The organism is Paenibacillus sp. FSL H7-689 (assembly GCF_000517905.1).
In the GTDB taxonomy this organism is placed as follows: domain Bacteria; phylum Bacillota; class Bacilli; order Paenibacillales; family Paenibacillaceae; genus Paenibacillus; species Paenibacillus amylolyticus.
The window spans coordinates 143,664-167,811 of the sequence record NZ_ASPU01000059.1 but is presented as its reverse complement, the minus strand read 5'-3'; the positions used below and the strand labels follow the sequence as shown (position 1 = coordinate 167,811).

The following is a 24,148-nucleotide window of genomic DNA, read 5'->3' as shown; positions in this document are numbered from 1 at the left end:
CAAGGCTTGTCTCAAACTTTCGCGTTCATTCTGCAAGCAGAATGTTTACTCACTCGTTGTTCAGTTTTCAAAGATCAAGCTTGTTTTCGTTACCGAGTGTTGTTCTCCTCAGCAACTTTTATATCATAACACTTCCGAACCAACTTAGCAAGCTCTTTTTTTAAGTTTCTTTCGAAGCTTATTTGTTTTGCCTGCGGCACTTTGTTTTTTGTGTTTTTTTGGCCGGAAATAGAATATATCATATACACAATACAATTACTACTTGTAAAATATCCCATCTGAAACTGATTATATAATCGATTCAGTCTCTTCATAATCTCTTTTTCCAATGGCAATATCCTCTTACTATACCCTATATACACTCACCGGTCTAATCTATCTCAATATAGGTTGTGAACAGACTCATTCAACATCATTACAATCGTTCTATAAATTAAGAAACATAATGCCTCTACTCAATAACCCTGCTATCTGTTATGTCGGTATCAAATCTAATAATTAAACTCCATAAGCTGTGGGCTTATATAGTTTGTGCTTTTCACTTTTTATACTATTAGTCTTTGAACCTGCCCATCACTATCGTGTCGTGATACTGTCCATCCGTGTGTCGCCGATCCTTTTTCAAAGTCCCTTCGATCTCGAAGCCACTAATTTGGTATAACTCGATTGCCTTTTCATTGGATGCCAGCACGTTCAACGTCATCTTCTCTACACCAGTCTGGTCTGCCCATTCTATCGACTTCTCCAGCAAGTTCTTGCCAATCCCATGTCCCCAGAACTCTCGGGCTACACACACGCCGAACTCAACCTTATGGCAAAAGCGCTTCAACTCTGTACCTTCACATCGGGAGTATCCCACAATCTCACCCGCTACTACAGCAACAAGGAACAGATTCCGTGACTTCTCAGTGTCTAAATGGATGATCCGCCTAAACCCGGCTGCGTCGATATACGCCTCGCCCTCTTCACGATCCATGTTCTCGGTTTCCCCATCGATTTGTACACGTAGTGAAGACAAGGCCTCAGCATCCTTTTCCTCTGCCGATCTAATGGAGTAAGACAAGCCTTTAATGTAATATTCCTGCTGATCGATCATCATAAGAACCGTACCTCCTCTTCCACTTTATTTAATTACTGTAACTGTATCGCTCTACCCCACCTCAGACGGACTCTTGCCCGTAAGCATTTTGAACACCTGGCTAAAATACGTTGCATTACGGAACCCCGTCATCTCGCTCACCTCATATACCATGTAATGTCCCGACTGCAACAGTTCCAACGCTCTCTGAATCCGGTACCCGTTCAAATAACTCACGAAATTCTCACCGGTCACCCTTTTGAAAAGTTGACTCAGATACTTCGGATGTACAAACAGCCCCTTGGCGATCGCTTCAAAACTAATCTCTTCGGCGTAATGAAGCTCTACATACTGTTTCACCTGCTCGATAAGTTTATTGCTTTTCTTCTCGCCCATCTCCTTACGTATCTGTTCCAGCCAGTCGCAGATAATACGATCCATCCAGTTTACCAGATCATGCAAAGCATATTTCGATTGAATTTCACGCAAAAAATCACTCATCGCCAGCGGCGGCGCTAACATAGGATGAAGTCGGTTCCAGCTATGCATCAACGTGTCAAACAGACTAACGGCCACAACCTGTACATCCTGTATCCCAACACATTTCCCCTCTTTCAGCAAAAGGCAAATATGATGCCATACCTCTTCGGCCAGGTCAGGTCGAATATCCGCCCAAGCCTCATTCCATTGACGAAGCAATAATGAATAATCGGTCACACTTGGTTCTGTTTCCTCTGATGTTTCATAGTGGTAGATACGACTTCCACCTTGGAACTCTGCTGTTTCCACCGCTTCCCTGCTCTCGAGATAGGAATCTATCACCTCACATGGGTGACTTTTGGATCTTCCGATTCCAGCACTCACTTCAATTTTCAGATACGTAAAGATCTGATCGATCATCCTCTCCACGAGTGGCAGGCATTCCTCCAGATGATCTTTATCTCCTAATAGAAGCAACACAAATACCTGATCCGAATAATCAACAATCTCTAACTGACCATTCATGCGCGCCGCTTGCTCCTTCACCGTCTCCTGAATAATATCGGCTGCACCATAACGGAGAAGCTGCCAATCCCGTTCTTTCATCCGTGTCAAAAATACGGGGCGATTCAGTTGCAGACTAATGGCGCGTGTCTGGGAGGACATGTGAATGCCTATATAGTCCATGCGTTCTTTGGGCAGCTCGTCTGCCCGATATCGCGTAGTCAGCAGTTCGTGAAGAAATTGTTTGCGCAAATACGGAAGTACCCGTCCGACCTCCTGCTTGTATGTCCGCTCCAGCCGCTCATGCCGCTCTCGCACATCTTGTTCCAGTAACACCTCCCGCAGCACAGACTCAATCTCCTCAACCTCTGCCGGCTTCAGCAAAAAGTGATTCACCCCCCAGCGCATGGCTGCCCGGGCGTTCTCGAATTCGTCATATCCACTAAGAATGATGATCGGCAAGTGGGGATGATCACGTCGCAACGTCTGTGTGATCTCAAGCCCGGTCATCCCCGGCAGGTAGACGTCAGTCATAACGACATCTGGATGCATGCGGCGAAACAGCTCCAGCGCATCCAAGCCATTGGAAGCAGTGCCTGCAATGCTGAGGCCCAGAGAAGGCCAATCGATATGATCCGTTAATGCCTTTACAATATGAGGATCGTCATCAACAAGCATAATGGTCTTCATCATTTTTCACCGTCCAGCCATAGATTTAATTGCTCGTCGGTCTCAATACGCGGCAGCGTAATGGTCACTTCCACGCCACCTGACTCTCTATCGCTCAGTTGAACGCCATACCTCTTCCCGCAATAAAGCTGAATGCGCTGATGTACATTCCGCACACCGATGCCACACGTCTCTTCGAGTTTCCACCCCTCCGGCAAACCCCGCCCATTATCCGTGATACGAATGACGATATCCTGATGCGGGGCTTCCACTTCGTGCATATGCACCTGAATTCGAAGTGTGCCTTCTTCAGGGTGCCCGTGCATAACGGCATTTTCGATAAAGGGCTGCAAAATGATCTTGGGAATGTAACAACCGCGAATATGCGGATCGATCCGCTCCTGATATTGAATGGAGAACGGTAGCCGCTCTGACTGGATGTTAACGTAGCAACGGGCATGTTCCAACTCATCACGAACCCGTATAAACAGTCTCCCTCCACTCAGTCCGATCCGTAACAGCTTACTGAGCTGTACAATCATGCGACTGATATCCTTGGCTTCGTAATCAAGTGCGCGCCAGTGGATCATGTCGAGGGTATTGTATAAAAAATGGGGTTTGATCTGGGCCTCAAGCAATCCCGTCTGGGCTTCACGCTTGGCCCGGCTCTCATCCTTCACCTGTTCCATCAGCGTTGTGAGCTGTGAAGCCATGTGATTAAAGCCATAAGCCAAGTGGGCATATTCCTCCGTAAACGAAAGTTGGACCCGGGTATCGAAGTCCCCTTTCTCCAGTTGTCTCATTCTCTTGATTAATTGTCGCAAAGGTCGGATGATCTGCCTTACAAACAGGTACGCCAGCACAGCCGAGCATAATAGTCCCAGCACGGCGATGCCGAGGATCTGCCAGCCTGCTTGTCTGAGCGGAGATAACAGTGTATATACCGGAATAGTCTGTACGAGGCGCCACTGAAGCATCGCTGGCCTGGAGTACAGCACCAATTGAGCACCTCCGGGTTGGCCGGAAACTACTTCGTACCCGTCTGCACCATGCTGGACATGTTCCTGAATCCATGCACTATCTATAATAGAAGAAGATGAATTTACAGCTTCACCCGTTTCCTGTACTTTACTCGCTTCATTTCTTCGATCCGCTCGTTCCTTCTCCCCTGTTGGATCAACTCTCCCCATCTGCATTACGACATTACCAGCCGTATCCACCAACAGAACTTTTCCATCAAGCACCATGGGTACATCGGCAAACCTGCGTACGATGTCGGCTCTACTCAGTCGAATGAGTACATAGGCAACCGTCCCGCCACGACTGTCGAAAATCCGTTGGGCGTATCCGACCAGGGATTGGCCTGATTCGTTCTCACGCAGCGGAACCCAAGCCGCATCAGCCTTTTCCAGCGTAGCAAACCAAGAGTCGTGTTCGATGGTGTCCACCGGAAATATGCGATCAGCCATAGTCACTGTCACTTCATTAAAGGCATCCGTATACAGTTCGATGGAAGTGATGCCTTCACTCACGACCATGGTATGATCCAGAGTTCGAGAGACCTCTCTCCGCTGGTGAATCTGTGCAAGCCTGCCCGTATCAGCCGTTTCGAGCAGACTGGACAGTTCCCGATTGCTTGCCAAGGCATAAGCGGTTCCAGTTACCCCTGTGATAAAATCAAATCCCCGACGTGTGCTTTCGTTCAGAAGAGCCAGGCGTGCTTTGCTAATCTCGGCAAAGGTGACTGCTGAGAAAGACTGATATGCCAGCCACACCACAACTGAGACGAGCAGGAGGTTAAACGCAATAAAGCAAGTCACCATCAACGTGGAGAGCTTGCTTTGTTGCAGCTTTTGATTAATGAATAAAGACCATCTTCCTTTCCTCATGGAAAAATCAACTCGTTTCGTCTTGGAATTACCCTTTGAGCCCAGAGGTCGCGATTCCTTCCACGAAGTACTTTTGACACACGATAAATACGATAAAACATGGCACCAGCGACAATACCGACATCGCAAACATCGGACCCCAATCGGATTGAGAGCTGGAATCAAGGAACAGGCGTAGACCCAGCGGCACGGTATATTTGCTCACGTCACTCAGGTAGATCAACTGACTGAAGAAGTCGTCCCATGTCCACAAAAACGTAAAGATCATCGTAGTGACCAGTGCCGGAAAAGCAAGTGGGATGATGATTTTGGTGTATATTTTCACAGGACCGCATCCATCAATGGTAGCCGCCTCATCCAGCTCTTTGGGCAGTCCCCGGAAGAACTGTACCATGAGAAAAATGAAGAAGGCGTCGGTCGCCAGCCATTTTGGCACCACAAGCGGCAGATACGTATTCACCCACTCCAGGTGGTTGAAGAGAATATACTGCGGGATCAGCGTCACATGATGGGGCAGCATGATCGTCATAAGCATCAGTCCGAAGCAGATGGCTTTGAAACGAAAATTTAGTCGGGCGAAGGCATATGCCGCCATAGAGCAGGAGATGACATTGCCCAGTACGGCGCCAAGCGACAGGATGACAGAGTTGGTCAGAAAGCGGGAGAACGGATTGCCCTGAATACCGGACCAGCCATTCATGTAATTTTGCCAATTCCATTCCTGTGGCCAGAACCAGGTCTCTGTAAAGATCATATGTCCCGGTTTGAATGAGCTGCCCAGCATCCAGAGGATCGGGTAGAGCATGACAAAGGCGATGCCTGAGATCAACACATGTTTGCTGACGACCCATGCTGTAGAGTTCCGTTGTCCAATCATGATTTCCCACCATCCTCATAGTGCACCCACAGCTTGCTACTGCGGAATACGAGCAATGTAAATACGCCAATCAGGATGACCAGCACCCAGGCCATCGCAGAAGCATAGCCCATCTGAAAGAATGAAAATCCTTTTTTGTACAGATACAGAGAATACATTAGGGTTGAGTTCACTGGCCCTCCGCTACCATTACTGATAACAAAAGCCTGCGTGAACGATTGAAAGGACGTAATCAGCTGCATGACAAGATTGAAGAAGATAACGGGTGACAGAATCGGCAACGTTATATAGAAGAATCTCCGCAGAGGACCTGCACCATCTACCGCTGAGGCTTCATCATACTCGGGTGGAATCTGCTTCAGGCCTGCCAGGAAAATAATCATCGACGATCCGAACTGCCACACGGATAACAGCACGATGGAGTACAGAGCATATTTCGGATTCGCTACCCAATCGGGCGCCTTAATGCCCACCATGGCAAGCACACTATTGAGTAGCCCGTCCCCACCCAGCATTTTACGCCACAACATTGCAATCGCCACGCTACCTCCAAGCAATGTCGGGATGTAATACACCGTACGGTAAATACCGAGTCCTCGAATCCCTTTGTTCAGCAACATCGCTACAAGCAGCGCGAAAATCAATTTGACCGGTACGGATACAGCGACATACGTGAAGGTGACTTTGAGCGACTGGGTGAACAGTTTATCCGATGTAAACATCGTGGTGTAGTTATCCAGACCGACCCAGGAAGGGGCGGCCAAGATACTGTAATCGGTGAACGAGATGTATAACGATACCAACATTGGACCTAGGGTAAGGAATAACAATCCGACAAGCCATGGGGCGAGAAATAGAAGCGCGGCTCCATTATGCGCATATCTCCGTTTGACCCGCCGTGTAGTTACACGCTCGATTCGGGCTTGACTGACCTGTGATGTCGTCATCTTCGCAACCTCCCCGCAGAATTAGAAGTGTGAGACAGTTTCAATCATTATTGACTCGATCCAAGCGTAGCCTTGGCTCCTTCAATAAACTGGGCAATGACATCTGGAGTATCGCCTTGACCGAAGGCGATCTGCTCGCTTGCGCTCTTGAAACTTGTGTCCACTTCAGCAAATCCTTGCGGGTATGGCGGGTCAATCTCGCTGGAGTTCTTCGATACAGTATCGATAAATTGGAAAATGGTTTGCTCCGCTTCCGGCAGCGTAGGCTGCATCTGTTCACGAATGCTGGAATTGACCGGCACCCCACGTTCAGAACCAAGAATAGCGGTTGCTTCTGGATCATTGACCATGAAATCAATGAACATGGCAACTTCCTTTGGATGTTTGGTTTTACCATAACCGGAGAGGAACTGGCCTGGTTTCAGATATTCACCGATTTGATTTTCACCTACACCATGCGGAAGCACTTGTATGCCAAGCTTATGATCCTGGTTTTTGTTCACCTGCTGGAATGTCAGCAATTGATTGGACCATGCAAAGTCCATGGCGGCTGTGCCCAGTGAGATCGGTCGTGTCTCCAGCGCATTGGTTGTGGATGCGGTTATCTCCGCTGTAGTCACTCCACCATTCTCGCGTAGTGCGCTCCACATATCGAACCATTGTTGAAGCTCCTCGCTGGTAGCTGTCATTGTGCCACCATCAAACAATCCTTTCCCGGATTGCCGAATAAACACTTCAAACATGTTCGTTGTACCGGAAATGTCTGCCGATCCATAGAACCCCTCACCTTTGGCTGCGGCGATCTTGGTCGCAATATCCCCAAAATCCTTCCATGTCCAGCTCTCTTGTGGTTCTTCTATACCTAATTCCTGAAATACGGTGGCGTCATAGATGACACCTGGTGCGTTAACTCCAAGGGTAATTGCATATAATTTATCGTCAATCGAACCGGCTGTAATCATGCTCTGATCATGATCCTCTGTCCGCAGCTCTTTGCTCTCTGCAAACGGAGTCAGGTCAAGCAAGGCACCACGCCGGGCAAAGTCAGTCAAAAAGGCGTAATCCATCTGGATGATATCTGGTGCATTTGAACCGGCTACCTGTGTAGTCAACTTGTCAAAGTAACCGTCCCAACCAGAATATTCAGGTTTAATGGTGATTCCCGGATGTTTCTCTTCAAACAATTGGATCACTTTGGTCGTCAGATCATGTCTGGTCTGTGATCCCCACCAGGTCATGCGCAGTTCAATCTTGCCTGATGAATCTCCTTCACTTCCACTTGCTTCCCCAGAAGAAGATGATGTATCGGTGGCCCCTCCAGAACAGGCTGTAGCGAACAATAACAGGGACAGACAGAACAGGGTTACCCACTTTTTTGTAATCATCATAAATGAATTTCCTCCCCTTCTTGCATTTATAGAATCGCTTACAAAACCTATTGTATCGGTCTATTACTGTACATGACATAAACAAAAGTAAGCTTTCCTGTCAAAAAAGTAAGGAGTTACAGGAATCAAAAACCACCAGGAATGATATTCCCGGCGGTGATGATCCCGTCTCAAATATGATTACGGATATACAACCGTATTACGTGGAGCAGAAGACTGTTGTATAGAAACGATAGTATGAAAATCAGACCTCGGTGGTCTGTCAGGAATGTGAGACGGCAGGTGAAGACACCCTGTGCTCAGCCAGATGTTTCTTCATTTTTGCTACTTCAGTTCCTGCCAGCATCATAATGCCTATTCCGTGATTGTCATTGGTGACGGTACGCAAGTCCTGATCATAATACTCTGCCGTAAACGCATATCGTGATCCGCTGCACACGCCATGGACATTCCCTTGACGATCAATGGCTTTGCAGATGAGTCCTTTCCAAGCCCGCTCGGCAGCCGTGACGTAAACTTCAGGGTCTTTGAACCAGCCAAAGCGTACACCTCTCGCAAAACCATAGGCAAACATCGCCGTGCAGGAGGCTTCTTCATACGTCTGTGGAACATTCAACACCTGATGCCATAACCCACTCTCCCCTTGAAGCGCTGCGTACCCTTCACACAGCTCATTGAAGAATTCTATTAAAGCTGGACGCTCGGGATGCTCTGCTGGCAAAGCTTCCAATACCTCTGTCAAGGAAAACAGTGTCCAGCCATTTCCCCGTCCCCATGGAATCTGCGTTGCCTGTCCGTATTTGAAATCATACACATGGGACATGATCTTGAACTCAGGCATAAACAGATACTTCCGATACAGTGAAAATTGTCTGGCGGCTTCATCCAATGCGGCAGAGTTGCCTGTCACCCGTGCATAACGAACGAGAAACGGCGTGCTCATATAGAGGTCATCTGCCCACATGGTATTCTCGGCATACTCCCCTACACATGTGCGATAAAATGCACCATCCTCCTGCCGTTCCAGGCGGGAAAGCATGAAATCTGCAATCCGTTCAGCAATCGGAAGAAACGTTGGTTCATGACACTCTGAATACGCTTCTAGCATGGCCGAACCAAAAGAACCACAGTTATCCAGCATTTTCAGCATGACCAATTGTTGATTGACTGCCGGGAAACCATACTGCTCCCGATCCCATAAGGAGTACTCATACATCTGGGTACATGCCTGAACATGCTCAGCCGCATAACGTGTAATGTCCGGTCTTTGCAAATAACGCCCCGTCCGTAATAGACCATATACAGTGACACCCAATGGATAATCCCAGCGACCATAATTGGTCACACTGCCCACTGTCCATTTGTTGCTTAACATCGCGTTCTCATAATAAGGTCTGATCCAAGCATCCGGTCGATCTAAGCGCCAATACGTCAGTTCTAGACCCGTTTGATACACTCGGTCCGTTCGAGTCAGATCCGCCAAGTCCGGTTCAACCTCCGACTCAAAAGGTCCAACATATAACCAAGACTCTCCATTAGCTCCGTGCACACGCTGAGGAAGTTCCAGTGAGAGCGGCTTGCCCGACACGGTTGCGTTCAAATTTAAATGCCAAGGTCCCGCCGTATCGTCATATTCACTTCGGACAAGCAGGTCACTCCGCCCAAAAGAGGCTGGTACATTCACTTCGAACGGACCCGCTTCTTTCACTTGCGCCACAGGCTTGCCGCTAATCCATATACTTAGAGAACCGGAAGATTGACCTGACAATCGCACTGCATTCCCGGTTGAATCGTTATTGTTCAGATGGGTCCAAGCATAAGCATGCTTACCAGTAAGATTTCCGAATATTCGTTCGAAAGCTGGCTTGGTTTTATCTACATCAGACCAGCCTGTCTCAGGCAGCCAATTCAAGCTGACGTCTGATTCTTTTCCAAGCAGGTCTGGTTGCTTACTGGCAGCCAGGTTCGGTTGGGAGAACACCCACCCCGCTTGCCCCTGTCTCTCCTGAAATGGAGCAAATACATTCAAAATGCGCACTTTTCCTTCATCTGACCCAAATTGGCAGCCAAATCCGGCAGGGGTGTTTTTCATCTCCAGCCAAATGGTGTTCCAACCAGGCTTGATATCGATGCTGAGCTTCACCGTTGCGTCTGGACTAATCTCATCCATTACGGTTGAGCGATAGACCATCTGCTCATTGAAATAGAAACGAACAGGCCCATAACAGCGGACCAACACGTCCAGATTCCGGTCCTCGTCCCCCCAAACCAGTGCAGCTGCGTAGGATATATGGTCTTTAGGTGCATCAGGAAAGCGTTTACCTAAATTCAGATCATAAAGCCCTTTTTCATTTTGCAAAATACCAGACTTCTGGAATACCCGATATACAAAATCAGCCTGTGCATTGGCTCCAATATACCTCTCGGCCAGTACCTTTAATACCTGATCCTGATCTTCTCCAAATCGGTAATACATGCTCTGTGGTTCACTGAAATAGGTCGTCATCGATGGCACACATCCTTCTCTCGTTGAAATAAAGTCTTATATCATAGCATTCATACCGTCCACACTAGAGCACCAAACTAATATGCAGTGATTAAGTATAGCGCTTAACCTAGGTGGGTAATCCCCTTACCGGGAAATAGGTATGTCCCTTGGTTATCTTCTGAATAGCCGAATAATAATCCCAGTATAACTGACATGTTCGGTGGTGGCTACAGATTTTTGATTACGCTTACAAAAAATCAGAAGATTTGGTTTTTACTTCGCCAATTACACCTTCATTGGGACATTAATTCAAAAAAACGGAAAATGTTACCGATATAGAAACTATATATGTTGAACTAATCATTTACACAGAAACGTAGAGGACAGAAAAAACTGAAAAAGCGAAGCGTTCGCCTAAAAGATTTCTGAAAGAAAGCTGCATCGTAAGCATACGCTATCACCGGATTTTTCCCTTGAGAAAAGGGAATCAAAAAAATCTGGGGATAACAGCGATTGGAAGGTTATTCTGTCATCGGAGTGTACGTGTGAATATATCTTTAGTTCAACTTATATAGATTGAAAAATTCCACTTTTTGTATCGGGAAGGAAAGATGCACATTGAATACTCTTGAATCTCTGGTAAATGCTATGCCTTTTGTTAGCCAAATGTTCCGTGACGACATATCCATATCCATTAATGATCATGAGAAAGTATTGTATTTTTCCGAAGCAAAAAGTCTGGAGATTGGCGTGAAGGTTGGGGATGAGCTGCATGATGATTATAAACATTTCAAAATGCTGACTAACAGAGATTCCCGTACCGTGGCACGCATGCCTGGTGATCTGCAGGGCAGACCTTTTGATGCCATTCTAATCCCTATTAAAGAGAACGATCAGGTCGTGGGTATATTGGGTGTGAACTACGCGCTGGATAGTCACATGACACTGGAAACGCTGATCCGTGAAAATGAAACAACCATTAATGCGCTCGTCGGCGGCATTCAGCAGATTGCTGCACATTCCGAGGAACTCTCTGCGACATCGGAAGAGATTCTGCGCAACTCCAAAAAAGCTTCAGAGAACTCGGTCAGTGTAAGTAAAGTAACAAACGTCATTCGTGAAGTATCGGAACAAACCAACCTGCTTGGACTCAACGCCATGATTGAGGCAGCTCGTGTTGGCGATCAGGGGGCCGGATTCGGTGTGGTTGCCAGTGAAGTACGTAAGCTGTCAGATCATACGAAGCAAGCAGCAGCTGATATCGAATCATCCCTAGGCAGCGTGCAAGATTCCATGAAACATATGGAGCAGGAGATCGGTCAGATTACAACCGCAACAGTGGATCAGGCCAAGCTTGTTACCGAGTTCATGGAAAGTATCGAACAGCTTAGTGAGACAAGCGCGAATCTGAAAAAGTTCGTACATCAGATGCTGGCGCTCGAATAACAATAGAGTTCCACAACAGAAAGAACAAACGATATGAAATGTACATAACAAATGATTTAGAATGTGAAAAGCCTCCGGCCACTTCCCTTTCCAGGAAGTCAGCGGAGGCTTTGTTTCGTATTTGCGGTGATATCACCTTTATGGTTTGTGGTCACACGGCTGTTATATCTCTACAGCGACGCCAAAATGGTCAGACACGACCGGTCCATTTTTACCGTTCAAGACCACGGTAGAAGATTTAGCCTGAATCGGACGATTGGAGAAAATATAGTCGATCCTAAGATCGCGTTTGTTATCTGCCCAGCCGGCAATGGCCTTCACCACGGTTGCTCCTTCATCCTTTTGCAATGCTGTGGTGTACAGGTCATTCCAGCCCTTGCTCATCATATAATCATAGCCTTCACCACGCACTTCCGCGACATTATTGAAATCACCCATTATATATAACGACTGGTCCATGTAGGGGGCAAGCTTGCTCTCCGTCAACTCCCACTGTCCCTTGAAAGGTTCCTGCGCATCATCCCACCAGTTATAATGTCCGTTCACAAACCAGGTTGCTTCACCTTGGACGACCGTCTGAATTCCCACAATCTTGCGTGTACGATAGTTGTTATAATCCCGCATGTGAGACACGTATTCCCCAAAAGCCTGCTTAATCGGCGTCCGGCTAAGGATCGCCAGTCCTTCATCGTATTTTTGAAACCCAACATGCGCGGGAATCCACGTCCAGTAATATTGCTCTGTCAGCTGCTGAAGCAGGACGTAGGCATAGTTGTCTTTTTTAATCACTGCATCGGGTTCAGTAGCATAATACATCTTCAGTTCTTCTTCAGAAAGCACCGCTTCCTGCATGGACTGGTTAACCTCTTGCATGGAGATTACATCGAATTGATGTGTATTAATAAAATCAGCCAGCTGACTGATCTTGCTCAGTTGATCCTCTTCCGCCCAAGCGTGTGTGTTTAACGTAAGTATTTTCATATGCTCTCTCCTGTTGTGTGTAATATGGCCGCTTCCCCGGCCTGCATCGTTCCTGAAAGGAATACATACCATAAGCATACACAATATGGTGCAATCATGCATTCCGTCCGCCAGCAGAACCGACGTGTTCATCCTGATTCCAGTTGGTCTAAAATAACTTCAAATTCTTCATAACCCATGCACGGATTGGCTCATAACTGATATGATGGATACAACAAATTTACAACATCACGTCATAGACGTGGTGATTACTGAACCTATGTTTACCCCAGGAGATGGAATGATGAACATACCGAATAACATGAGGATGGATGATGCGCAGTGGCAACAGTTGATCAGGCAGGTTGCAGAGCATTTTAATAACCTGACGATCATGCGCGGATTCCAATATTATAAACAGAAACGTGTCGGACCATTAACCTATTCCGAACAACAAGGGATCTCGGCCGTTGTACAAGGATCGGAAGAGTACGAGGTCACACTAAGCATGCAATCCCTGACTACAAGTCATTGTACCTGCCCGGTGAGTTCCGTATGCAAACATATGACGGCTGTATTAATGAGTTATGCCGAGCAACTGGAGCGACCTGTGCATGCGATTGTGAATGCACACTCCAGTACTGCACTCAAACAAACGACCAAACCCGTCGGGGCCATGTCCGCAGGAATATCCAGCTATGCAGATGCCGATGAACAACAGGATATGGACATTCCGGACAACCAATACAGCCAGATCAAGGAACGTGCAACAGAGCTTGCTGATCTCGAAATCTCGGAATGGCACGAACTATTCCACTCCTGTCTGAGACGGCTGGGTACTGGCACAGCAAGCACATCCTACGTACAGGAAGCAACGGACGAGCTGTATGCCATTAAACCAAGGCTGTCCGCTGCAATGGACCAACTTTTTGAACTACATGTGCAGCTGCACCTCATCCGATTCTGCGTGCCGCCGGCTCGTAATTCAATCACTCATACCCCCGTGTACTTGAGCTACCCTGCCCAGCTCGCGGTGGATGCACTTCAGAAAGACATTGAACGGATCTTTAACCATCCGCTAGACCTGTCAGGTCTAAAGGGAAACAAGCTTGAACAACTTTGGAACAAACTGTCTGAAACCTCAGCTTATTTACGTAAACAGATGATGCCTGAGACAGCCAGCATGATGTTCTTCACTCCGATCTATCGACAACTGTGGTTGAACTGGATCGTACCTGAGCTGCAAGGGTCGCGGGACATGTTAGTGTCGGAACAGGCCATCTTAGATGATATAGAACGCAATATAACCGCCGCTTCGTCACCTTCCCAGTCAGGTGGGAGTGTCTTGGGTAGCGCTCAAAATAATGGAAGTAGTAGTGATAGACCAGGCAAAGCCGTAACACTGCCTTTACCACTCATACTCGCGCAGAGCTGGATGCACTTCCATCTGGGGCAAGATGATCAGGCATGGCAGCGACTCATCCATGGAAGCTCGGCCTACGGTTTCCCGCCAGAACAACTGTTGCATTTTCTCCATGTACTCGCAGATTCGGCTGAATGGAAGCGACTTGGGGATTGGTTGGTACAACTTGGCCCCCTTCTGGCGAATCGGCGTAATACACCTTTGAATGATTACATGCATCTATGGGATACGGCCATTCAACATCTGCCCGATGCAGAGAACCGTATGTGGGACACACTTGTCAGTATGCTTCCCCACTCCCGCCCTGCCTACGAGGATGCTATGCATTCGCGTGGACAGTGGCGCAGATGGATTGATTTTCAGCTGAGTACGGGAACGGAACCTCTCGAATTCCGCGTAGCGATGCTGCAACCAATCGAAAAAGATGCACCTGAGCTGCTGCTTCCCTTCTATCATCAGGCAGTGGAGCGTTATATCGGACACAAAAACAGGGACGGATACAAAGCAGCGGTGAAGCTGTTGAAACGTCTGTCCAAAATCTATAAAAAAATGAAGCAAGAAGCGCACTGGGAGCAATTCATCACCACACTCGCCGTTCGTAACAGTCGGCTGCGCGCCCTGCAGGAAGAGCTTCGGAAAGGTAAACTGATCTCATGAGCTTAATTCATCCTTACACTGAAACGATTGAGGTTCACGTCGCTTTAACCGGATATGGCGATGCTTTGTTTTACGGAGCACTCAACACACACCACTTTGTACCGGGACAGTCGCTTAAGCAGCGATTGTTCGCTTGGCATGCGCCTTCCTTCTACGGGACCGAACTGGAAGTTCGGCAGATTGAGGAGATTGAGCTGGTTGTTCTGCCTGCGGAAGAAGTGATTCCCTTTTTTGCCGAGATGCATACGCTGCTTCATATTGAATGGAAGTGGGACGAGCAAGCGGAACATCTGATTCGACTAGCTCCAGCACTGGAATCCTCCATAGAGAAACGAAAATACGTACCTAGCTTCGAGGCATACCGTGCAGGACAGCTTCAGTGGACCTGGGACCCGGATAGCTTGAAAAAGCAGGAGCGGGCATCGCTTACCAAGGCGATTCAACAAACGGACGAGAGTTATGCCGAAGGACTTGGGGCGGCCTACTCCGCCTTCGTATTCCAACGCTGGTACAGTTCGGAAGAAGCGGCAACCGATCTGCGGCGTGAATTCCCGCAGTTGTTCCCAGAGCGCGGCACTCTACCCAAGACAGCCGGGATGGATGCTCAGTCCTGGCTCGTATCCATTGGCTGGAAAGCAGATGCCGCACCATTCAGACCCATGCTGCAATTGCAGGAGCCGGACGAGGATGAGCCATCTTGGCGGCTGCGATTGGTGTTGCAGAACAAGCTGGATGCCGCTGGATTGGTGCCCGTCATGCTGGATTCACGGGGCAGACTTGAAGGCGAATGGCCAGAGGTATGGACACCGTTCATTCTGGATCGCTCCGCCGGATGGCTGGATCAGCTGCGTGCACATCTGCCCCGTCTTGGAAGCTCCATTAGCGGTAGGCGGGATGTGCTGAGTGATCCTTTGGGAGATCAGGAAGCCTGGCAGTTCCTGACGCAGGATAGCGGCAGGTTGCTCGCAGCGGGCTGGCAAGTTCTGCTGCCGGGTTGGTGGGAAGCAGCCCGTAAGAAGAAACCAAAGCTGCGTGCTAAGGTGCAGCCGGAGGAAGGCAGTGAACGGGGACAGTCGTTCTTTGGACTGGACTCGATTATTCATTTTGACTGGCGCATTGCGATTGGTGACACGGATCTTAGCGAAGATGAATTTGCCGACCTTGTTGCCCGTAATGAACGACTGGTTCGCTTCCGTGGAGAATGGGTTCCTCTCGACCCCGACCTGCTGGAACAGATACGTCGTGCCATGGGCGGTGTAGATCGGGAACAGGGACTCTCATTCCAGGATATTCTACACCTGCATCTGCTGCATAATGAGCAACGAGAATATCGCAACCAGAAATGGAAGGAAGGACAACAAACCGAGGAAGAGCAGCCACCACAGGATGATCAGAACATTCGGCTGGAAGTAGAACTGAATGAGCACCTGAATCGGGTTATTGCACAACTCGGGGGCGGACAAGGCGGCGCACCTTCCCTTCCCATTCCGACAGGGCTTCATGCCGAACTGCGATCGTATCAGAAGGAAGGTTTTGCATGGCTTGGTTTCCTGCGCAGATTCGGACTTGGGGCATGTCTTGCCGATGATATGGGTCTCGGGAAAACCATTCAGTTCATCACGTATCTGTTACACATCAAGGATCATGAACCACGCAAGCCGGGACAAGCCCCGGTACTTCTGATCTGCCCAACTTCCGTACTGGGCAACTGGCAAAAGGAAATTAGCCGCTTCGCACCCTCCATTAATGTCAGTCTGCATTATGGCGCACGCCGATTAAGTGGAGAAGAATTCCGGGAGCAGACCGAGCAGGTGGATATTATTATCACGTCCTTTGCTACGGCTACACTGGATCAAGAGATGTTACAAACCTACACCTGGGCATGCATCTGTCTCGATGAAGCGCAGAATATCAAAAACGCCCAGACCAAACAGTCCTTGGCGGTCCGCAGTTTCCCGGCGAAACACCGCATTGCCATGACAGGTACGCCGATCGAGAATCGGTTGTCCGAGCTGTGGTCGATCTATGACTTTATCAATCCAGGATATCTGGGCAACGCCCGGGCATTCCAGACTCGCTTCATCAGTGCCATAGAGAAAGACAAGGACGAGCAACGGATGCAGGATCTGCAGCAATTGGTGAAACCATTCATGCTACGCCGTAAGAAAAAAGATCCCAATATCCAGCTTGATCTGCCGGACAAAAACGAGATGAAAACCTATATTCACCTTACGGGCGAACAAAGTGCATTGTATGACCAGTCCGTACAGGCCCTGATGGATAAAATGAAAGAACTGGAAGGCATCAAGCGTAAAGGTGCAATTCTATCGGCGTTAACCCAGCTCAAGCAGCTGTGTGACCACCCTCTGCTGTTGACCAAAGAGGCTTTGCCGGAGGAACTTCCCGAAGACGGTGCACTGACATCTGCTTATGACATGTACAGTCCGCAAGATATGGCGATGCTGATTAGTCGCTCCGCGAAGCTGGAACGACTGATGGAACTTGTCCGCGAATTACGGGACGAGGGCGAGCGATGCCTGATTTTCACCCAATATATCGGTATGGGACAGATACTGCAACAGGTACTGCGTCAGGAGTTGCAGGAGCCTGTGCTGTATCTGCACGGGGGCACATCCAAGACGGCAAGGGATCGTATGATTGAGGAATTCCAATCCCGTACATTGCCTGAGGACAAGCAACCGTCCGTCTTCATTCTGTCCATCAAGGCAGGCGGTGTGGGGTTGAATCTGACCGCAGCCAATCATGTCTTCCATTTTGACCGCTGGTGGAACCCTGCTGTTGAGAATCAAGCCACCGACCGGGCTTATCGGATGGGTCAGACCAAAGATGTTCAGGTGCATAAGTTCATCTCTCTTGGCACATTGGAGGAGCGGATCGACGAGATGTTGGAGAGTAAACAGCAGCTCAGCGATAACATCATCACAAGCTCTGAGAACTGGATTACCGAATTGTCCACGGATGAGTTGCAGGATCTGTTCACTCGGCGTCGTGACTGGTCGGGCTAACTTGGATTAGATGAGATATATCATAAAAAAGAGAAATACAAAAAGAGCGAAGTTTCGGAATTTGAATTCCGACTTCGCTCTTTTTGTATTGTTGCAGCAGATAATCATCCGTTCTTAACGCATGTTACCGATGATGGATGATCTTGAATCCTGCATTTTTTTGACAAAGTTTGTCATGACATCAAACGCTTCATTGCGCTTGTTGGACATGGACTGCAGACGAAGCATGTCCATCTGTTGCGAGTTGCTTGCAGCATCAATTTGACCTTTCAGCTTTTGAACAGCTGCTTCATCCCCGTTTTGCTGGGCTACCTGCAATTGAGAGTTCAACTCCGCGATCTGTTGATTACGGTTCTGTACTTCCTGGATTTGCGTTTGCAATTGCGCATCCAGCAATTTGGCGCGTTCGCTCTGGACCATCATCAAAGCCGTTTCGATATCCATACTGCTAATGTTGATAGGTGTTACGCCAGAGATATTGGAGACTGAAACTGTGCTCGCTGAAGCTGAAGAGACGATGGATACTGCAGCAACAGCAGCAACCACTGTTGAAGCGAAAAATTTGCCTGAACGTTTCATGAATGTTCCTCCAAGTATATATGTAATTTGTACCAGTTTTTTGTTGGCATCTTCCGCCATTCTAAATCAAAAGAACTAGTTGTACAATCAAATTAACTTCAAATTTGAATTAATTTCGTTTCCCCTTACACACGCCTACCTCCGCTTACAATTTGAGTAAATTAAGCAGGGCATAATAAGTAAAAGTGCATTCTTACAGGCATATTTACTACGACTAGATTGTTCTATACTCCTACGCTTGAAAGTCACATTGGAGATCGACGATATGCTCATGATTTTACTTTAGAAAATGGTTATGTTATATTCAATAATATATTTTACACAATTTAATTTTGTGATATTTATTATAAATTTATGTTATATATTTTACGGGAGGTTTTAATATGAAAAAGATACTGGTTGTTCTAACAAATGTAGATAAGTACGCAACAAAGGACGAGCCTACTGGCTTGTGGCTGAGCGAAGCAACTCATTTTATTGAAGAGTTTGACCATAATGACAATGTTCAGATCGATCTGGTTAGCCCTAAAGGCGGGAACGTACCTCTTGATCCGAAAAGTCTGGGCGACTCTCTGGATGAGAGCACCAAAGCCTATTTTGAGAACGAAATGTTCATGAACCAATTGAAAAATACGTTGAAACCTAGCGAAGTAAACGCGAGTGACTACGATGCAATCTACTTCACAGGAGGTCACGGTACAATGTGGGATTTCCCGGACAATGCCGAACTTCAAGAGCTTTCTCGTGATATCTATGAAGAAGGTGGCGTTGTATCCGGCGTGTGCCACGGGGTTACAGCCCTGTTGAATGTGAAGCTGTCCAACGGCCTGCTTTTGATCAATGACAAAACCGTTTCCGGCTTCACGAATGAAGAAGAAACATTGGCTCAACAAACCGAGTATGTTCCTTTCCTGCTGGAAGATGCTTTGAGAGAACGAGCTGCACAATATGATAAAGCTGCTGCCTTCAGTTCCTATGTCACAACAGATGGCCGCGTGGTCACAGGACAGAATCCGCAATCTAGCAAAGCTGTAGCTGAAAGTGTTAAACAACTGCTGGGTCTGTAAAATAAACCGATCGATCCCTCTCCTCCCCCAGGAGATCATATAGATGTACAAAGCAAAACAGCACGTGATCCGTCATAATCTGACAGAACACATGCTGTTTTTTTCTAGTGATTTGTCGAAGCAGAAGCTTCCGTTGCTGTTCCTCCAGCCAAACGCTTCACGATGTAAGGCACGGTCACCGACGTCAGGATCACGGCAAACGCAATCTGAGCGATAGCTGTGTCTACATATGGTGCATACGCCGGATTGAACCCGGCAGCCATCGAAGGCACCACCATGGATAATCCAGCAACCGAACATGTCGCAGCCGCTGCGTAACCGGGCCGTCTTAATATCGTGCGATCGATTCCAATGAGCGGCAACATGCAGATCAGCAAAAATAACACGGTGACCAACAAACCGGACAGACTGGACTGAAATGCAATACGCAGATCAATATTGGACCCAAAGCTGGTACCTAGAAAAGGTAGTAGAATCAGTGTTCCCGGAGCGAACATCTTCTGTATGTTGCTATCCAGGTTACCAAGCAGTATCCCGATCAAAAAAGGTACTAGTGTAGCAAGTACACTGAGATAATCGATACCGACACCGCTTGCCGAATTCAATATCATGACCGGAATAACCGGTACGGCGATCAGATTCAGAATGCCAAACGCAGCCCGATCCACATCATCTCCATATGTGTTCATCAAGGCCAGATATAATCCTGGATTACAACTGGTCAGAACGGCAATGAAGGCTACCGCAGAAACTCCCCCGACCCCACTTATGCCAAAAAAGTGCACAAACGCCCAGCCGAACAGACAGCTGATGAGGATACGTGAAATACAGAGCACCCCTGCTCTCTTCAAGGTCACCAGAAGCTGTGACAAGTTAAGCTGTGTTCCTGATATCAGTAAAATCATACCGATCAGCACCATGGTACCTTTCGATGTGAACAGCGCTGTTGTTGGATCTCCGATCTGAAAAAATGATGGAAACACCGTGTTGATGACCGCGGCGGCCAGCATAGGAACAATCAGCAAGCCGCCGGGTATTTTTTTGATACGACCCAAAATGTTCATGGTGCGTTACAGTTCTGCTCCGTTGGTACGGATCACATTCTGATACCAGAAGAAGGAATCCTTACGATATCTTTTCAGCGTACCATTGCCGTAGTCGTCCTGATCGACGTAGATAAATCCGTACCGTTTGCTCATCTCGGAGGTCCCTGAACTGATCATGTCGATTGGTCCCCACATCGTATATCCCAACACCTCGACCCCATCAGCAATGGCGAGTCCCATCTGTTCGATATGTTTGCTCAGGAAATCAATCCGGTAAGGATCGTTGATCGTTCCGTCCTCATTCAGTTTGTCGTAGAAGCCTGAGCTGTTCTCCAGAATAAAGACAGGTTTTTGATACCGATCATAGACGAGATTAAGCGTATACCGCAGGCCAATCGGATCAATCTGCCACCCCCACTCGTTAGCGGGCAGATGCGGGTTTTTATATACGCTGTGTACATTACCTGCCGTTAGTTCGAGTTGTTCGGTATCACTACTGGAAATCATCGAGTTGTAATACGACATCCCCACGAAATCAGCCGTGTGCGCGCGAATGCTATCCAGATCGCCGTCCTCGATATTCAGCTGGATCTCCTTGTTTTTGAAATACGTTTTACTATAGTAAGGGTATTCGCCTTTATTGAGCACATCCAGGTAGAATTGATTTTTCATCTGATCATCCTGTTGCATCTGGAGTGCGTCCTCCGGCTTGCAAGTGTAAGGATACGTTGTAAAATAAGCCACCATACTTCCGATCTGGTTATTCGGATCAATCTCATGAGCCATCTTGGTTGCTCTGGACGCAGCTACAAATTGATGATGCAGCCCCTGGAACAGCATTTCTTCATAATTTGGAGCATCATAATCAATGATTCCCAGCGTTTTGGCCGATGCTTTCACGCTCATGTTGATCTCGTTGAATGTCACCCAATATTTCACTTTGCCCTTGTAGCGATTGAACAGCACATCACAATAGTTCACATACAGATCGATCAATTTGCGGTTATACCATCCTCCGAACTTGTCCATCAGTACAATTGGTGTATCAAAGTGACTGATAGTGATCAAGGGCTCCATACCGTGTTTAAGACATTCATCAATAACCTGATCATAGAACTCTAGTGCCTTTTCGTTCGGAGCGGCATTGTCGCCACCCGGAAATACTCTGGCCCATGAAATGGAATAACGGAATACTTTGAAGCCCATTTCAGCAAACAAGGCGATATCCTCACGGAAGTTATGATAAAAATCGATTCCCCGGCGCTTCGGATATTTCACAGTATCCGGGTCATTCCTGGCCTCTTCAATCATCTCCCAATTCACTCTGATCTGCTTGGTCACTTTGCGGTCGTTCTTCTCGTTAAATTTCATCACTTCAGGGATGGTCAGACTCTTGCCGTCCACATTATAAGCTCCCTCGGCCTGACAGGCAGACAGTGCACCGCCCCATAAAAAATCTTTTGGAAAATTGGAATTTGTCATTTTAGTTTCCTCCTGTTATTACGTATTATTAAGGTCTTATTAAGACCATCTAGCTTGTAACTCGTAGCTGGACCAGTGAAGAGATGGACAGTTCTTACGAAATAAGCTTGATCAAAGGTTCACTCTCCCGGATCGGTCCGCTGGTCGCTGTGGTCAGTACGTCTCCATACTGTTGCATGTTGGTTACCACAATAGATGTAATCGTGTTATAGCCTGCTGAGGTAATGCCTTCTGGATCAAATTCAACCAGTAAATCGCCTGCTTTGATTGTCTGTCCCTGCTCGATATGGGCGTTAAAATATTTCCCTTTCAGACTAACGGTATCCACCCCGATATGAATCAGGATTTCGACTCCATTCGCTGCCTTCAATCCGATGGCGTGTTTGGTGCGATAAAGTGCTTCGACTACCCCGTCAAATGGAGCGTATACCTTGCCATCTGTTGGAACAATCGCAATGCCTTTACCCATTAACTCTTGGGCAAATGCCTGATCTTCTACCTCAGAGATGGGTTTGATCTCCCCTGTCATTGGACTAACGATAAGCATGTCAGAAGAAGTGGATGTCTGTGATGATACGGACGCTGGAGTTACCTCTGTGGCAACGGCTGTCTGATTGCTATTTACTTTATTCGTAGCTTGCTGCTTCGATTTACTTCTATCTGTATCTTCCTTGATGCCCGCCAACAGCGTGAACACAAACCCGAGTACAACGGCGGCAACACAACCAATAACGACATACATGTAACGATCCGATGAATACGTGCCAATTGCCAATACACCTGGCAGTGAAATTGCATTCGCTGTTGTATGCACCAAGCTGTAGAATCCACCGACTAATCCACCTGCCAGGCAACCTGCGAAAAATGGACGCTTGTATTTCAGCGTTACACCATAGATCGCCGGCTCGGTAATCCCGAATAAAGCGGTGAATCCACTCGAAGCAGCCGCTGATTTCATCGTTTTACTCTTCGTTAGGACAAACACACCAAAGGCTGCTCCAGCCTGAGCCAAATTCGCCGCCAGTGCCGTTGGTAACAACACGGTTGCGCCCAGTGTAGCCACTTGTTGAACCTGAATCGGCATGATGGCATAGTGCATACCGAACATAACCATGATCGGTTTGAAAAATCCAAGAATCGCACCAGCAAGAACACCTGCAGTGGAGAACAATGAGTTAATTCCATTCGTCAACCAGTCACCGATATATGAACCTACTGGGCCAAGCACGATTAATTCCACTGGAATCATAATGAACAAAACAATCATTGGGGTAAGCAGGACCTGCAAAAACTTGGGAATTACTCGATTAACAATTGGATACACATAACTCATAATCCATACCGCCAAAATGATTGGAATGACGGAAGAGGAATATTTCATTAACAGAATCGGCATACCGAGAAAATCAATACTGTTTACACCCGTCTCAGCAATCTGAGCCGCAGCGTTCAAAATAGTTGGATGCATTAGTCCCGCAGCAAGAGCTACTGCTAAGTAGGGATTGGTTTTGAAACGGTTTGCTGCACTGACAGCCAGGAAGAACGGCATGAAGTAGAAAATGCAGTCCCCGATCATGTTAATGATTGTTAGGAAACCGGAGCCTTCCAGGTAACCCATGGCAGTTATAACGGTAGCCAAACATTTGATCATCCCGCAACCAACAAGTGCTGGCAGAACAGGCGTGAATATACCTGCGATGGTTTCAAGCACTACATTGACGGGGTTACGTCTCTTTTTCGGCCCACTGTCTGTAGACTCCGTAAGCTCGCCAATCTGGTCAGAAGTTAGATTCTTCACTTCACTGTATACCGCGTCTACTTTGGCACCGATAACAACCTGAACCTGTCCACCGGAATTTTGTGCCTTGAGCACGCCTTCGAGCTGATCCAGCGCCTTGAGGTCTGCTTTGTTATCATCCTTTAATACGAATCTCAAACGGGTTGCACAGTGTGTCAGACCCGATATATTTTGCTCGCCGCCAACGAGATCAAGTACGTTTTTAGCCAAGTCTTTGTTGTTCATGACCCTTCTCCTCCACATGAATAAATTGGATATATAAAAAATGACCAAGCCGGGGAATCGTCATTCCCTACGCTTGGTCATGCCTGATCGAATCAGTAACAGTCCAATATGGATTATTC

16 protein-coding genes are annotated in these 24,148 nt (G+C 47.5%); 4 read left to right on the top strand and 12 right to left on the bottom strand.

Annotation, left to right across the window (positions count from 1 at the left end; all coding sequences use genetic code 11):
- Positions 1–553 precede the first annotated feature (553 nt).
- The 7 genes from C170_RS27350 to C170_RS27320 form a co-directional block, all read right to left on the bottom strand.
- The gene (locus tag C170_RS27350; protein WP_036616404.1) at positions 554–1,099 is read right to left on the bottom strand and encodes a GNAT family N-acetyltransferase; all 546 of its coding nucleotides are present in this window, start codon (positions 1,097–1,099) and stop codon (positions 554–556) included.
- Between the two features lie 51 nt (positions 1,100–1,150).
- Positions 1,151–2,755, bottom strand: a complete 1,605-nt coding sequence (locus C170_RS27345; RefSeq protein WP_036616402.1) for a response regulator — start codon at positions 2,753–2,755, stop codon at positions 1,151–1,153.
- Positions 2,752–4,620, bottom strand: a complete 1,869-nt coding sequence (locus tag C170_RS30265; protein WP_051447431.1) for a cache domain-containing sensor histidine kinase — start codon at positions 4,618–4,620, stop codon at positions 2,752–2,754. Before C170_RS30265 ends, C170_RS27345 begins: the two co-directional genes overlap by 4 nt.
- A gap of 28 nt (positions 4,621–4,648) precedes the next feature.
- A complete protein-coding gene (locus C170_RS27335) occupies positions 4,649–5,497 on the bottom strand; it encodes a carbohydrate ABC transporter permease (protein ID WP_036616400.1) in 849 nt (282 codons plus the stop codon).
- On the bottom strand, positions 5,494–6,444 hold the full coding sequence (locus C170_RS27330) for a carbohydrate ABC transporter permease (protein WP_036616398.1): 951 nt from the start codon (positions 6,442–6,444) through the stop codon (positions 5,494–5,496). Before C170_RS27330 ends, C170_RS27335 begins: the two co-directional genes overlap by 4 nt.
- A gap of 47 nt (positions 6,445–6,491) precedes the next feature.
- Positions 6,492–7,832 carry an ABC transporter substrate-binding protein gene (locus C170_RS27325; protein WP_051447430.1) on the bottom strand — a complete coding sequence of 447 codons (1,341 nt, stop codon included), beginning with the start codon at positions 7,830–7,832 and terminating at the stop codon, positions 6,492–6,494.
- A 262-nt stretch (positions 7,833–8,094) separates the two neighbouring features.
- Positions 8,095–10,338: a glycoside hydrolase family 88/105 protein gene (locus tag C170_RS27320; protein ID WP_051447429.1), complete on the bottom strand. Its 2,244-nt coding sequence runs from the start codon at positions 10,336–10,338 to the stop codon at positions 8,095–8,097.
- Positions 10,339–10,938: 600 nt separating this feature from the next.
- Here C170_RS27320 and C170_RS27315 point away from each other — a divergent pair.
- A complete protein-coding gene (locus C170_RS27315) occupies positions 10,939–11,766 on the top strand; it encodes a methyl-accepting chemotaxis protein (protein ID WP_017691152.1) in 828 nt (275 codons plus the stop codon).
- Positions 11,767–11,928: 162 nt separating this feature from the next.
- On the opposite strand, the gene C170_RS27310 is transcribed toward C170_RS27315, so the two are convergent.
- Positions 11,929–12,747 (bottom strand): endonuclease/exonuclease/phosphatase family protein, encoded by an 819-nt coding sequence (locus C170_RS27310; RefSeq protein WP_036616395.1) that lies wholly within the window; start codon positions 12,745–12,747, stop codon positions 11,929–11,931.
- 280 nt (positions 12,748–13,027) lie between these two features.
- On the opposite strand from C170_RS27310, the gene C170_RS27305 reads away from it, so the two are divergent.
- Together C170_RS27305 and C170_RS27300 are read left to right on the top strand one after the other, a co-directional pair.
- Positions 13,028–14,806, top strand: a complete 1,779-nt coding sequence (locus C170_RS27305) for an SWIM zinc finger family protein (RefSeq protein ID WP_036616393.1) — start codon at positions 13,028–13,030, stop codon at positions 14,804–14,806.
- A gap of 5 nt (positions 14,807–14,811) precedes the next feature.
- The gene (locus C170_RS27300) at positions 14,812–17,832 is read left to right on the top strand and encodes a DEAD/DEAH box helicase (protein ID WP_155985141.1); all 3,021 of its coding nucleotides are present in this window, start codon (positions 14,812–14,814) and stop codon (positions 17,830–17,832) included.
- Positions 17,833–17,946: 114 nt separating this feature from the next.
- Here the strand turns inward: C170_RS27300 and C170_RS27295 are convergent, their stop codons facing one another.
- Positions 17,947–18,411 (bottom strand): hypothetical protein, encoded by a 465-nt coding sequence (locus tag C170_RS27295; protein ID WP_051447427.1) that lies wholly within the window; start codon positions 18,409–18,411, stop codon positions 17,947–17,949.
- 383 nt (positions 18,412–18,794) lie between these two features.
- Between C170_RS27295 and C170_RS27290 the strand changes: the two genes are divergently transcribed.
- A complete protein-coding gene (locus C170_RS27290) occupies positions 18,795–19,478 on the top strand; it encodes a type 1 glutamine amidotransferase domain-containing protein (protein ID WP_036616388.1) in 684 nt (227 codons plus the stop codon).
- A gap of 104 nt (positions 19,479–19,582) precedes the next feature.
- Here C170_RS27290 and C170_RS27285 read toward each other — a convergent pair whose 3' ends face one another.
- The 3 genes from C170_RS27285 to C170_RS27275 all read right to left on the bottom strand — a co-directional run bounded on the left by C170_RS27285 (position 19,583) and on the right by C170_RS27275 (position 24,029).
- Positions 19,583–20,542 carry a 2-keto-3-deoxygluconate permease gene (locus C170_RS27285; protein ID WP_036616387.1) on the bottom strand — a complete coding sequence of 320 codons (960 nt, stop codon included), beginning with the start codon at positions 20,540–20,542 and terminating at the stop codon, positions 19,583–19,585.
- Between the two features lie 6 nt (positions 20,543–20,548).
- Positions 20,549–22,006, bottom strand: coding sequence for a glycoside hydrolase family 1 protein (locus tag C170_RS27280; RefSeq protein WP_036616385.1), 1,458 nt, complete (start codon positions 22,004–22,006; stop codon positions 20,549–20,551).
- Positions 22,007–22,100: 94 nt separating this feature from the next.
- Complete coding sequence (locus tag C170_RS27275) at positions 22,101–24,029, bottom strand: beta-glucoside-specific PTS transporter subunit IIABC (RefSeq protein WP_036616382.1); 1,929 nt, start codon at positions 24,027–24,029, stop codon at positions 22,101–22,103.
- Positions 24,030–24,148: the final 119 nt, after the last annotated feature.